This is a genomic window from Agrobacterium sp. CFBP 3001, from assembly GCF_027871605.1.
In the GTDB taxonomy this organism is placed as follows: domain Bacteria; phylum Pseudomonadota; class Alphaproteobacteria; order Rhizobiales; family Rhizobiaceae; genus Agrobacterium; species Agrobacterium leguminum.
This window is the reverse complement of the sequence record NZ_JAQAHD010000007.1, coordinates 101,815-116,422: the sequence shown is the minus strand read 5'-3', so window position 1 is coordinate 116,422 and position 14,608 is coordinate 101,815. Positions and strand designations below refer to the sequence as shown.

6 protein-coding genes and 1 pseudogene are annotated in these 14,608 nt (G+C 50.0%); 5 read left to right on the top strand and 2 right to left on the bottom strand.

Annotation, left to right across the window (positions count from 1 at the left end; genetic code table 11):
- The first annotated feature begins 13 nt into the window (after positions 1–13).
- Both PH605_RS11585 and PH605_RS11580 read left to right on the top strand, forming a co-directional pair.
- Positions 14–2,981 (top strand): annotated as a pseudogene (locus tag PH605_RS11585) (Tn3 family transposase).
- Positions 2,982–3,171: 190 nt separating this feature from the next.
- Positions 3,172–3,666 (top strand): tyrosine-type recombinase/integrase, encoded by a 495-nt coding sequence (locus PH605_RS11580; protein ID WP_010900199.1) that lies wholly within the window; start codon positions 3,172–3,174, stop codon positions 3,664–3,666.
- 1,371 nt (positions 3,667–5,037) lie between these two features.
- Here PH605_RS11580 and PH605_RS11575 read toward each other — a convergent pair.
- Positions 5,038–5,862, bottom strand: a complete 825-nt coding sequence (locus PH605_RS11575) for a hypothetical protein (protein WP_010900201.1) — start codon at positions 5,860–5,862, stop codon at positions 5,038–5,040.
- A 263-nt stretch (positions 5,863–6,125) separates the two neighbouring features.
- Here PH605_RS11575 and PH605_RS11570 point away from each other — a divergent pair, with 263 nt between their 5' ends.
- Both PH605_RS11570 and PH605_RS11565 read left to right on the top strand, forming a co-directional pair.
- Positions 6,126–7,484, top strand: a complete 1,359-nt coding sequence (locus tag PH605_RS11570) for a hypothetical protein (protein ID WP_142845024.1) — start codon at positions 6,126–6,128, stop codon at positions 7,482–7,484.
- A gap of 357 nt (positions 7,485–7,841) precedes the next feature.
- Complete coding sequence (locus PH605_RS11565; RefSeq protein WP_142845023.1) at positions 7,842–10,130, top strand: FAD-dependent oxidoreductase; 2,289 nt, start codon at positions 7,842–7,844, stop codon at positions 10,128–10,130.
- Positions 10,131–11,659: 1,529 nt separating this feature from the next.
- Here PH605_RS11565 and PH605_RS11560 read toward each other — a convergent pair.
- Positions 11,660–12,448, bottom strand: coding sequence for a RolB family protein (locus tag PH605_RS11560; RefSeq protein WP_172690492.1), 789 nt, complete (start codon positions 12,446–12,448; stop codon positions 11,660–11,662).
- A 1,297-nt stretch (positions 12,449–13,745) separates the two neighbouring features.
- Here PH605_RS11560 and PH605_RS11555 point away from each other — a divergent pair.
- Positions 13,746–14,150: a RolB family protein gene (locus tag PH605_RS11555; RefSeq protein WP_161987870.1), complete on the top strand. Its 405-nt coding sequence runs from the start codon at positions 13,746–13,748 to the stop codon at positions 14,148–14,150.
- The last annotated feature ends 458 nt before the right edge of the window (positions 14,151–14,608 follow it).

The following is a 14,608-nucleotide window of genomic DNA, read 5'->3' as shown; positions in this document are numbered from 1 at the left end:
ATATGGAGCGCCGATGCCTCGCCGCATGATTTTGACAGATACCGAGCGGCAGGATTTCCTCGCCCTGCCCACAGACGACGACACTCTGATCCGCCATTGGAGCCTCGATGATGAGGACCATCGTCTTCTCGAAACACGCCGGCGCGACGACACCCGTCTTGGCCTCGCCCTTCAGCTTTGCGCGCTCCGTTATCCCGGCCGTCTCATCCAGCGCGGAGAGGTCATCCCGGAAACCGCGCTCGCGTTTCTGGCCGAGCAGATCGACATCGACCCGGAGGCCCTCGCCACCTTCGCACGACGAGCCCCCACCCGCTACGAGCAACTGGCCATCCTTCGCCAGAATTACGGGTTCAGCGAGCTAAGCCATCCTTTGCGCGCCGATCTGCTTGCCTTCGCGCGCGGCGTGGCGATCGCCTCGACCAAGGACAAATTCGTCGTCGCCGCTCTCGCAGATGAGATGCGCCGGCGGCGTATCGTCATTCCCGGCATCACCGTGATCGAACGGATGGCCGGGCAGGCATGCACCGAGGCTGAGGAAGCACTGCTTGCGGATATTGCCGGAAGACTGACGCCGGACATCATCGTCAGAATGGAAGCGCTGCTCGGTATCGGACCACGCGTCCGCCAAAGTGGGGTCTCCTGGTTACGTGAGCCGCCCGGAAAAGCCGGGGAAGCAGCCATGCGGGGTTTGATCGATCGGCTTGAGGCCGTGCGCCATGTCGGCCTTACCAGCGATGTACTTCAGGCTGTCCCGCTCCATCGTGTGAGCCGCATGGCCCAGGAGGGCCGCCGCCTGACAGCCCAGAATTTCGAGCAAATGCGGCCAGGACGCCGATATGCCACGCTCGCAGCCTTTCTTCTGGAGATGGAAATCGCCCTTACGGATGCGGCGATCGCCATGTTCGAGGCACTGATCGGCAAGGCGTTCCGGCAGGCCGAGGCCGAGCGCGACAAGCAACTGCTGGAAATCATCGGCGACATCGGCGCTGGATTTCTTCGTGGGCTTCGGTGAAGCGATTACCGCCAGGCGGGAAACGGGGCTTTCCCTCGATGAAGCGGTCAATGCGGTCAGTGGTTGGGAACAGTTGATGCAGGCGACTGCGGCTGCAAAGGCAGCGTCTCGTACCCGCAAGGACGACGATCTGATCGCCTATCTGCCGGCGCAATATATGCGTATCCGTCGCTTTGTAGCTCCATTCCTGGCGGCCTTTACATTCGAGGGTAATCGTCAAAGCCGTGATTTTATCAGCGTGGTGGTGCAGATGAAGGCTGGCGTAAAGAACCGCCGTCGCTCTTCAGAGGTGCCCTGGATGCAAGGCGCACTCGATCTGGTCGATAAGCGCTGGAGCAAGGAGATCAGGACACCAGACGGCTCGGTCGATCGCAGGATGCTGGAACTCTTCGTCATCGTCGAGCTGAAGAACCGGATCGCTGCCAACGAGATCTGGGTCAGAGGCTCCCGTACATATCGTGCGCTCGATGAGGGTATGATCTCGCAGCAGACTTACGCCATCATCAAGGCCGAGGCCCGCATTCCCGTCGCCATTCCGGTCGATGTCGAGAGCTATCTCGCTCAGAAAGCTGAAGCGCTCGATCAAAAATTGCGTGAGGCAGCAAGCCGGCTGGAGGCTGGTCGCGGCGACACGCGGATTGGAGCAAAGGGTTTGCGCGTGCCTGCAATCAAAACCGTCGAGACCGAAGCCGCACTCGCCTTCGCAAGGAGAGTGGCGAGCAGCATGCCGCCTATCCGGCTGACAGATCTTGTCGCCGACGTGGATCGGATGACCGGCTTCAGCTCGCTGTTCGAGCATCTCCAGACAGGGAGAACGCCGGGCGACATGCGTATTTTCTATGCCGCGCTCATTGCCGAGGCCACCAATCTCGGCTTCTCGAAGATGGCGCTGGCCTGCCCCGGCATCACACGCCGCCAGCTACAGCAGATGGCAATCTGGCACTTTAGGGAGGAAACCTTCACGCTGGCGCTCGCTTGCCTCGTCGAGGCCCAGCACAACGCTCTTTTCGCAGCCATCTTCGGTTCCCACACAATATCATCCTCCGATGGGCAACACATCCATCTCGGCGATGGCGGCGAAATTGCCGGCGGTGTCAACGGCCGCTATGGGACCAACCCAATCATCAAGCTCTACACGGCGATCTCGGGACGATATGCTCCATTCCATACTAAGATAATTGCCGCCACGGCGAGCGAGGCCATCCATGTTCTCGACGCACTTCTCGAAACGGATGCCGGCCTCGACATCGTTCGCCATCATGTCGATGGTGGCGGGGTCAGCGATCTCGTCTTCGCCTTCTGCCATGCGCTAGGCTTTGCTTTCGTGCCGCGAATTCCCGATCTTGACGGCCGATGCCTCTATGGCTTCGGACCTGGCAAACAGTATGGCATTCTCCAGAATGTCATGGGCGATCGCATCGACGCCGACTTAATCCGGGCGCACTGGGACGATATTCTGCGCCTCATGACCTCGCTGCGCACCCGCACCGTCAGCGCCTCGCTCATGCTCAAAAGGCTGTCTGCGACGACCAGGCAGAGCGGTCTTGCCCAGGCACTGCGTCAGATGGGCCGGATCGAGCGAACCCTGTTCACGCTGGACTGGATCAACGACGAGGATCTGAGAAAGACGACAACGGTAGAGCTGAACAAAGGGGAAAGCCGCAACAGCCTCGTGCGTGCGGTCAATCTCCATCGCCTCGGACGCTTCCGCGATCGCAGCCACGAAAACCTCTCAATCCGGGCATCCGCCCTCAACCTGGTCGTCACCGCCATCATTCACTGGAACACGATCTATACCGGCCGTGTGGTCGATGCCTTGCATGCCGGCGGCCAGCATGTGCCTGATCATTTGCTATCCAGCCTGTCGCCGCTCACCTGGGAGCACGTGAACCTCACCGGCGATTACATATGGGAGGAGAAGCCGGCACTCGACGATTCCGGCTTTCGCCCTCTGCCGTTCTCGGTCTGATCCGCCTACCGTATATCTGTGCCCCTTTAATGTTCAGGGGCCATACATCGTCTCAGCCTTGCGCGGATTTCTTCGATATGCGGCAAAAGAGGCTTGGTGCTCAGACCGCCTGGTGTCGTCAATATCGCGGCCTCGGCTCTATCGACAAGAATCTCTGCCATATGCCCCAGACTGGTCGGACGTTCAAAAGATGTTGGCTGATGTCGATACCGACCGGCCCCGCGATATCCGAGACCGCGCGATCCTAATGTTGCTGGCGGTATATGGTATGCGGCGCGGCGAAGTAGCCGCGCTGCGGCTCGACCAAATCGACTGGGCGGGGCGAACGCTTTGGCTTTTCCGCTTAAAGCGCCGACAAGCCCAGATCTATCCGCTGGTGCCCTCCGTTGCGGAAGCATTGGCACGCTACGTGGACAGAGTCCGCCCGCCGTCGTCGTGCCGAGAGGTTTTCCTCCGGATGCAGGCGCCTCGACATCCCTTAGGGGCCTCCAGCATTTATAGCGTCGCCAATCGGCGATTTGTTGCGCTCAACTTTATGGACCGCCTCTTAAGGGCGGTGGAGCGTCGTGACCGGAAGAAGTTGACCGACGTGCAAGCCGTCAGCGGTTGCGCAAACGACGATGATATCCGTCTCCAGCGCAGTGTCTTGGCCCAATGCCTGGTTTTATACAGCCGAGTTCAATAAGCGAAGTGGCGTACACTGTCATCAGAACTTTCCTGCCAACCGCCCGAGGTCTCCAAACGAACAAAACCGCCTTACAACGGGCCTTGCTTCAAGATATTACCGAAACGTGCTCCCTCATGAAAAGGTCGCGAATAGGTTGCGGCTATCATCGCTCTTGATCATGGCGCACCTCATAAGCGACCCAAGGCAAAGCACGATGTCGCCTTATGTGGGGTGGGACCCAAGGCAAAGCACGATGTCGCCTTATGTGGGGTGGCAGGATATATTGTGGTGTAAACGAGCTAAGTACAAGAGCTTTGAAGCGATTTTCGAGCACGTTTTTGCTATATTACCAGATGGTGTCCGGGTATGTTTAAAAGTGATTAATACAGCCTATCTAATTACAATTTTTGTTTAAGATATTAAAATAATAATAATAATATCCGCGCCTTTAAATAATAAAGGTGAAAATTTTATCGCCAATCGTCGCCGTGCAACAATACGTGAGCCTGCACTTATTTTCCAAATTATTTAAATAGGAAATACAAGCAGATTGGAGCAATTAGAAAGGGCGCCAATAATATTCACTACTAACATTTTATAAAAAGAACAAATACATCTGCCGACTATGCCGTACGAGTTGGTCGGGCAAAGCGGAGACTCGCCACAAGTTGAAGTCGTGAGAGGCGATGGGCACATCGTCAGAGCTGAGTGCGGCATCGAGCTCGGAAAGATTGCGCCTGCCTATCTCTCCGAGAGCAGCGAGCAACGACGTTTCAGTGCATTCCTGTACTCGCTTTCCGAGATTATACATGCCTCTGTGTTCGATGACTTGAAGAGGCAGAGTCTCTTCAAGACGTTCAAGGAGGTTCGGTACCGAGTGCCGGGCGAGAACCTCATCCGCCGTGACACCATTTGGGAGATCCCATTCGAGCTTCCACTCGGGCCAACATGTGCCTTTCACGAGGAACGGTTTGCGCTGGCAAAGGATATCGTTTTCCATCAGTTTGGGAAGGCTGCCAGATAAATATGAGCTTTTCTAAAAAGGATTCTTGTAATAATGAATACTTATCCGGCGGGAGTCTTAAGTACTTAATGATGTTGAAAGAATTTATATTAAAAATATTCTATTCTGAATTATTGATTAATTAAATAAGGTATATAAAATATAAATAATTTTCGGTGAAAAAGATTCCATAGTTATTTATTCAATAATGCAGTGGCTCATGGAGATATTATATTATTTCTGGCGTTGTGTATTGAAATAGTCGCCGGAGTGGCGGATCATAGACACTAAAATAGAAAAAACTAAGTAACAACTGAAGCAATTATGACTTCTTTCCCTTCCTACGGTGACTATGGATGTAATAGAACAGCGGCAGATCGGAGCGATCACTTGCTCAGATCGGGCAACAACACGCCGAGATCGCCAAGAATTGCAGAGAGAGCATCCTCATTCGGTATGGCGAAGACGTTGGTTCCAGTGGGCTTCGTCTCACGGGTACCGACCCAGAACGCGATACCATTCTCCTTGTTGCCAACAGCGGTCAGCATATCTTTATCGTTTTCGCCGTTGCCGCACGCTATATGTAGGCCGATCTCACGAGGGAGTAGATTGACATAAGCAAAATAGCCTTTGCGCTTGCCTGGCGTTTCCTCGGGCATAACGCAATGACCCTCGGGTACTGCGGTCGCCCGGAAAGTGCGTCCCCAGGAATGATCTACACGCGGAAGAAGCGATGAAAGCAGATCTCCGGCCGATTGGTAACGTGGATGAGAGTCCCACATCTGACAGCCATAGAAATGCTCCATCGGAATGTTGCGGATTTCTGGGTTGCCGCCAAATTCGCTCTCCATAACCGCATGAATGCGGCTCCAGTTGGGCAGGGGAACGGATTCAAAACGTTGACCTTTGAAGATTGTGACCGTTCCGTCATTCCCTTGAAAATCAATACCTGGAATGTCTTTGAAGGGCGAAGCAGCGATTTCGCCGCAGTGGCGAGCGGACGTCAGCAGTAGGTAATGTCCCTTCCGGGCGATCTTGGTCAAATTGTCGATGATATCGATGGCAGGATTAATTTCCCAGCACTGACGGTTTCGATCTTGCTTAAAGGCGGTGCCATCACCATCGAAGGCGAGCAGAACCCGGAGAGAGGGATCCGTAAGACCGCGTGCTACCCGTTCCGCGATATCCGGAATGACCTCAACAAGAGACATATTCAAAGCTGGTGTAAATACGATCTGAATGAAGCCTTAAATGTAACGCAGCGCGGCAAGCATTAGTTGACTTTTTGGAGAGAGAAATAACTCTTAGCAGGGATTAGTTGGCCAGCCATTATCAATGTGGGGCCAGGCTGACAATGTTTGCGTGCAAGGCCGGATTATGTCGATGTAGACCTGCAGACCCGTTGACTTCCTATAAACACCGCCAATCATCCACCTCTCCCTTTCCAAGGTCTTGCCTTTTTTGCCTTGCTACCATGCCAGCCAGCGACGCGATGTGCGCTGCCGCGGTCGCCTTCCCGGAGGGTAACTGGAAGAGAGAACTCGCTGCGCTGCAGATTTTGCATGATCCTGTAGATGTGATTACGGCCGCTGTCGCCAGAGGTCTTAGCGGCATATGTAATGTCGTTGCTGCAATGGATGCCGAAAAAGTGACAGGCCTCGGCGACGTCATTCGGCGGATGCCTGCTCTAAATCACCGAATTGCCGTCGCCGCCGGTGAAACTCCAGTGCGAGACCTCGGAATAGGGTACCAGTGCGCAATCTGCCACCCCGACATAGCAAGTGCTATGTTAGCCACTTCCGACGGGATCAGCCATGCTGTCCGTGAAAAGATCGAGAAAGAAGTTGCTCAGGATATTGGAGAAGGTGCCATCGTATACATCTTCATTCAGCCGAGGATGAGTTCCAGCAACTCTCCGGTTTCTGTCCATTTCACCCTCCAGTTTGCGAGTTCTGGAGCTCTTGTCGAAGCCAGAATGATAGAGAGTTACAATTTTATGAAAGGCGATGGCACAGTGACTGCAGAGAAATTGAAAAGTCATTGGAAGCAGCACGGTATTCGCAGACCAAGTCCACGTCCGCCCAGGTCCAAATTTGAACTTCTCTTCGCTCCGGTCCCCGACAACAGTAAACTTGCCGCCGCCGATTTCACCCATCTCGGCTTGGTCGAGCGGGATAGAGAATTGCTTGGCAGTACGGTCTTCGGAATTGCCGCCAATAAACCTGGGACGGTAGTTTATCAGTGTGACAAGGTTCTGTGTCTGGAAGTGGATGTCGAGTCACACCGCGCGTTGGAGGTGCTTCACCGCCTTGGGGAGCAGGTATATAGGGCTGGTTGGGGCACGAGTTTCGGTCTTCACACAGGCCCTTCATCTTGTCTTAATCTTTCCGCTGCTGCACTCGCCACCTTTTTCAAACGGACTGATCTTTGTTCCGTCCCGCTGAGTGATGTTTTTTGTCTCTTCTGCGACCATGCCAGCCGTTGCTACGCCGCCAAAGAAGACGGACTTCCACTCACCGCCTTCTCCCTCGAAAATGAAAGTCAGTTTGAACTCGTCGACCCCCAGGTTGTCAAAAAATACGTTCTCGGTCTTTTCGACGCCCGGACAATGGTTGAGCCCCGCGATATCAGCAGAGCGAGCTTCTGCAGCCAATATATAACTTTCCGGGAACCACATCCCTGTAAGGAGTTCAATGAAATTGGTGTTCTGATCCTCGATGCTGCTGCTAAAATGCTCGAAAGTTATGCCGAATTCCTGGAAGACGATGGAAGCGATGATAATGAAATTGCGAGCGTTAAAGATGTATTTGGCTTAATTGATAGGACATTATGAGCACGATACAAAACAGAAGCAGTAACGGAAGTTTCTAATGTGTTTGATATTTGTGTTGCCATTGTATGTTGAATTCCGTTTGTCAATCTTATTGCATGTTCGAAATTGAATAAATTTAGGCCGTAATTTTCCGACTTTTTTTGAATTTTCGTTCATCTATTTAATTGTTGATGTTGTCTAGTGAGACAGCTTTATTGAATTTCAATGACATGTCGCCATTTACGTGTACATCAGAATAAAAAGATAATTCCGGCAAATAGTTTCAATTTATATATATTAAATCCAGATTTACATTAACAAAGCACGCCTTCTATAAACAAAAGGAAATTCTATATTCTCTCAATACTCCATATCTACATGATGGATCTTCCCTATAACCGCCCCCGTTTCCCCCCGTTTGCTATCACCGGTCTACCTAGTGCGGCCAAACTGAAACGAGCAATTTCTCGGGCCTTTGTCTGCTATGACCAGTTTTGCGATGAACTCCTACAATATCAGCAAAGGTGGACGGATTGGGTGTTCGACCACGGATTTGCAGAAGCCATAGAAGACATGGCTCTGGTGTTCCAGATTGAACCTTGCCTTCATGGTCCCCGAACAGGCACACTGGAAGTGCTGAGACCTTGTCGCACGAAGGTCTTCATTTATACGTCGTACCGCAGGTTGCGCCACTTTGTTGAGAACCAGTGCATTGCTCAACCTGGCGACGCCGTCCTTGCTTGCATGATCCCGCCCTACGTGAGTGACCTCTCACTGCAGGAAATGTCTCGAGCCCACAATAGTTTTTGTCCAGGCAGTCACACGAGCATTGCAGACGTGCAGTGCTTTATTGCCATCCAACTCAGCAGCCTATTTGTTGAGGAGGGTACATGTGATGTGCATGGGCGAAATGGATTAAAAACAACCTGCCGCTTCTTTCGTCGTCCCGCTGAGTGCTTCAGCCGTTACGACATAGTTGCAATAGGGTCTGTGCTCTTTCACAACGCATTGCATCAGCCAGTGAACTACAATGAGGATCTTTCTTGCTTCGATCTGCGGTACGACTATCAGGTTTTCCTCCATGAGCGCGATGCCAATGATGGTGTGGGGCATTATCCGGAAGGCACACCACTACCTAGTGTCGCCATCGTAGGTGGTGGGCTCTCTGGCCTTGTTGCTGCTGCAGAACTACTTGACGCTGGCGTCAGGGAAATAGCCCTTTTTACCCCAGTAGATGAGGTTCGGAGTTTGGGTGTATCGCCGATGCCAAACGGCGACGCTCGCCAGGTCTTGACGTCATTCGGTGTCATGCCCATCTCCGGCAACCAAGTTTGTCTGTCATACTATCTGGATAAGTTTAGAATTCCGTCCAGCCTTCGTTTTCCTTGTGCCGGCAGCGATCACACAGCACTCTACTTCCGGAAAAAACGTTACGAATGGCCGGCTGGACAAGCTCCACCAGGTGAATTCCAGCGGATATCTGCAGGGTGGGAGAAACTACTATACCACGGGTGTGAACGGAACGGCAGGAGGCTGATCGCTCCGATGGATATCTTTTCCATGCTGAGAGGTCGGCGTTATGAAGAAGCCTCGGAAGCAAGGCGGGCTTGGCTCAGGGAGTTTGATAATTTCACTTTCCATGCCGCTCTGGTCGAGATCTTCAGCTGCGGTGTCGAGAGTCCTGGTGGGGCGGCATGGCAAACAACTGATTTTGCTGCTTTCGGGATGATGAGATTGGGCGGCGGCCGAGTTTCTTCCTGTTACACCCTACTGTTTTCGACAGTCCTGGACTGGATAATCAATGGGTACGAGGAGGACCAGCATATCTCTGTTGGAGGGGTTCATCTTTTGCAGGCTCTGATGCGCATTGAGATATTCAAGAGAAAAGTAGGATTCCATTTTGACCCCCTGCGTGGACTAGCCAAGGAGGGCGGGAAAGTGAAGGTATGCATGAAAGATGGCCGTTCGCGCGTTTTTGACCAGGTCATCATTGGCGGGCGAGGTGGGCCCGATGCAACTAATATCACTCCGGTTAGCCATGTGACCTGTGTCGGCTATGATATCGAAGCCCCCGCTGGAAACTCGTCTGCTACTGTTAACGCAGCACTTTTCATGATCACAAAGCAAAAATTCTGGCTTGATGACGATATCCCAGCTTTGATCTGGACGGATGGGCTCGTCCGTGAGCTCTGTTGTATTGACATCGAATCGCCATCGGGAGAGGGGCTTGTTATTTTTCATTATGAAATGAACGACTATCTATCCCGCCCGTTCCAGTCCGATGAGAAGAAGAGAAGGTGCTTGGATTTAGTCAGAGAACTTGCTGCTGTCTTTCCTGAATTGGCTTGTCATTTGGTTCCAGTCAACGAAGATTATGAAGAATATGTCTTCGACGGCCACTTGAAGGATGGTTTCAGGGCCTCTTTATGGAGGGAAAATTCTCTTAAAAAATGTCAGTACAGCCAAGATCCGCATATGTATGATTCTCCGTTAATGGAGCATGGGGCAGTTTGCCAGATTGACAGTAAGGACTGCGTAAACGGAGCTTTGTTCGAAGAGCAGGTTAAGACGGGCATCATAACGGCCTGCACCGTCATTCGCAGCACCGGCGGGACACTATCTTCACTCCATCCCCTGGATTGGAATAAAATATATTTTCCTGCTTGAGTATATTAATGTATTAGTGCGTATTAATCCCGTAAGCCTGTAAGCTGCAGTAGCGGCGCTCAACTTAGTTTTCCATGAATAATAATGTTTTTCCTTTATTTTTGATTGAATCCTGCTTAAAAAATATTCTTTGAGTGGGCTTAAAATGACATTAATCAGATTCCAAAAATTTCCATCTGTGACCATTAGCGCCTTGATCGATGACATTAAAGTCTTCACATCTCCAGAGAAATACCTTCGTGATTGCTTGTCTCCACGTGCTTTCGCATCTTGACAGCTAATAGCGGGCCCCTTGACACACTAGCCGGCCACGCAATTCGAGATATTCCCACTAACCCCAATGAGGTCACTGCATTCGTCATTGGCAGCCGCCCCACTTGCATTCGCCACTGTGCCGTTTGGGGTCCACTAGCCGCTAATTAGGACTGCATATATTTTGGACGAGCTAAGGGGTCACTATCACCTTCGGTTTGAATTTCCTTTTCACAAGACTTTAATGTTGCCAATTGAGCAGGCTGAAAGAAAATCCGCAATCAACGGAGAAAGGTTAACAGCCAAACAAAAAAAGAATGCTTCATCATTGCATAGGGTCTACAACGACCATTACTTTCGGCGGTGGGCCTGCTACTATTTTTTTCTTAGTCTTCGGCCAGCCATTTGTTAACGTCCTATATAGATCGCTTCACCAGAAGAATGAATTATTTAGATCATGCTGTAATGCTTCAATGCTGTAAGTTCTAAATGTTTGTTTCGTTTTGCAAGAAATCTATTTTGCTAACAGCACTTCTTTTATTCTCAGGATGGAACTAGCCGGAATAAACGTTGTCGGAATGGCCCAGACCTTTGGAGAGGCCTCGCTCGTTGTCTCCGACCTATTTCGGCGGGCTAAGGTCAAGAAGAAGAAGGCCAAACGTGTGTCGCCGGGCGATTTCCTCCCTGACCAAATTGCAGAGCTTGATGATCTGAGCGTCACTCCTCTGGCTATAACTTCTCCTGGGCCTACCGTGATGGTCAATGATCACGGAATTGCTACGAGGGGACGCTTTGTCGCTGGACCGGAATATTCAGACCTACGGGGTTAATACGCAGTTCTAAACAAACCTACGGGATTAATACGCACGTGGCTCTATAATTTCGATTCATCTCTCCGCCGGAGATGATATCGGCTATTTTCTCGTTGGTACAATAAGTTGCGAGCCACCGTGCGATTGTTTTTAATTTTCTATATAGTACTTTAACGTCTCTCTATGGCGATTTGTAATGTTTGGAATATTATTGTCTGTTAAGGCGCCTTTGTAACAATATCAATGTAAAAGCATTATCAGTATTGTGTGAGACCTCTATAAATATCGAAATGATTTGCCTATTTTCTGAAAATTGGCGGCAGAAATAATGCTGTAATAATTTATTTCAACACAAGTAAAATACATCGTAGCGTACGCTACACAACTCCTAACAGGAGCATAGGCTACGCCGGAAAACATGGAAATCCTACCAAACTTATAGTTAAAGGTGGCCTGCAGGGGACCTCAAGTCGCCGAGGTTTCTTTCTTCAGATTTACTATAGCAGGCTTCATATCACCCTCTTCACGTTTCTGGTTGGGTCCCGAGAGCCGCAGGGTGAGGTCTGGCTCCGGTGACGGTACCGCCGGTCGTGGCATCACGCCAGCATTTTTGGTGAACTGTGTGATGCCGCAAGCAATGACGTCATAGGAGCGGTTTCCAGTGCCTTGCCGCACGAAGAAGGTGCAGGCTACCTCCCTGCCGTACACATTTGTCACTTTTAACTCCAGCAGGTGAATGAACAAGGTACTTGCAAAAATGGCGATAAAGCCTTCCAGATCAGGTTCTTCCACGCGGCGGTGCGGCCAAGCAATGTTGTGAGCACGGACCATCTCCTGGAGGACGAGGTCGCTACGATAGGGTTGCATCGTGGTCGCCAGCACGGCCTCCAATCCAAACGTGATGGATTTTTCCTCCAGTACTTTCTGCATCTTCTCGCGAGATAGATAGACAAATACATGTCGGTCGTTTTCTCTGGCAAGATCCGGGTGATCGACAAGCATGGGAGGGTGATAACATACTTTGTTTTTCAGAAGATGGGCCAGTTGTTTAAGTATGACCACCGGCGGAGCGTTTTCCTCCAAATCAAGCACGCCTTGGGCCCACCTTTTCTGGAAATCCATGAGAGTTTTGCTATAGACTTGGCTATAGATTAAAAAAGCAAATTGGATCTCATCGAACAAGTTAAGCTGGTTCCAGGCTTTTGTGAGATCTCGTGGTTGAAAGCGTTGAAGGAATAGTGATCGAGGAGCCATTGTGATGTGAGGTTGGGGATAACTATGGAATAACGGCAAGTTCAGTGCCATTTAAAGTGCACCGCCGGCAAGTGGCACCAATCAGGCACAGTCTCCGGTCGGGAAAGCCAGAGGCAATCTGGCAATAATCACCATCGCATCAAAATCGATGCTCGGACATGGCGGCCTTAAAACCTGGATCAAGCGAAAAATAATGCCCGCTTGATTGGTCACGAGGTCATAGTAGTGGGCCTAGCTTTTTTGTTTTTTTTGTTTGGCTTTAGTGAAAGTATGTCTAAAAGATACATGAAATGAGGAGGGTGGGGTAGAGCTTAAAGTTGGCCGAATATAGGATTTCGTGAAAGCTGCACGGGAAAACGTGTTTATGGTTGCACTCTCGATGCTATTTATAATTAAGATGTAATTATTGCCGACAATATCAATTAAATCTATTGATATATGTGTTATATTTTGAAAGTGCATATGTCTGCCCATACAAATAATTTATTTCAATTACGCAATTACTCTTATGCCAATAAAATGTGGATTATATAGCAATTGTAATATTAAATACACTTTGGACCTATACGACTTAATATTGCCACGCCAGGCAAACAGTCCATTCGGATCTTGCTATAGGTGCCATCCTGATACAAGTTTTAGATTTGAAGCCCATCAATCGTTTTAGGGCCCAAAAATCAAAATGGGCCGAAATAGCATTTATCTAAAAGAAGGAGTCGTGGCTAGTTAAGTGCTTTGAATGAGATCCCATGGAAAAGCGACACCTGTGTGGTGCAGACAGGCCTAACGTGGTGCACAGGTTGAAAAAGTAGTGCCTTTTCGCAACATAAATAAAGGTAGGCGCGTGCGACCATAATTAAAGGAAAAAGAAAGATGCTATTGACGATGTGACACCATTATTGGACAGCAGAACCTATTCCCACCCGTGCTTTTGCAAAGATGCAAAACCCTTAAAGGCCATTTTAAGTACAGACACGTGCCGGTCTATAATTATTTTACAAATGTGAGACGTGGAACATCTATAGTCGTATAATTTATGAATATTGGGTTTTGCAGCTATACCTAACTGATATTCAAATCATATAAGCAAAAGCATCTATAAAAGGAATGATGCTTCCAGTTCTGGGTGCACGCCACTATTATTTCCTACTTTGCTAACATGGCGGAATTTGACCTATGTGCTCTCTTTTCCAGTCTTAAGGTAGGCGACGTATCGTCCAGCGATGAGCTAAAGAAACACATCCAGAGCGCCTCAAAGGAGCGGACCCCCCTGACGGAGCCGGGTGAGGGCCAGTCGATGGATATTGACGAAGAGGGCGGTCGCCAAGACCCTGGGATACTGTACCTCTACGTCGACTGCCCGACGATGATGCGATGCTTTTATGGAGGGTCTTTGCCCTACAATTCCAGGCACGGCGCGCTCATCACCAATCTTCCACCGTACCAGAAAGATGTAAGTCTCGGTGAGGTGTGCAGGGGGCTTAGGCAGGCATCAGGATTCTTTGGATACGAGGATGTTATCCGGAGCGCCTACTTCGCCGCACTTTCTGTCCCCGGGTACTTCGTCAAGCTGGATGGGCAGATGGAGCTAACTTCAACAAAGGGAAAGTCTCTGACCTTCGACCTTTATGCCAGCAACCAGCTCAGGCTCGAACCTGGTGCGTTGGTGAGGCATGGCGAATGCAAATTTGGAATGGAGTGATGGCAGTAGCTGTTCTGACGGTGCCCAGAGGCTGGAGGTGGTACCTGTTTCACGCTAGAAATATAAATGTAATAAACATCATGGATCTGGTTGATGTAACCTGCGCCATTGATGCACTTGTTCTTTTTTCTTCCGATGAATGGGTTGTTTGCTTGAAATGAAACCTGCCTGTTCGAGATTTGGTTATTACCTTTTCCATTTATGTTTTTAATTATTTGTGTATTAAAGAAAATAGTTCACATAGCCGCAATATATGACCGAAGCTGGCCCACAATGCCGCAATAGATGATTAATTTGTCAAACTTAGCTATCAATATCTCGATAGGAGTGCCGACATGTTTAAACCAGGCAAACTCGTTCTCCTTGAAAACTGATAATAAAGACAAGAAAATTAGCCCACTCTAAAAAGTCACATAGCAAATTCAACATAAAGAAACCAGAAGTCAGAGGAAAGACTT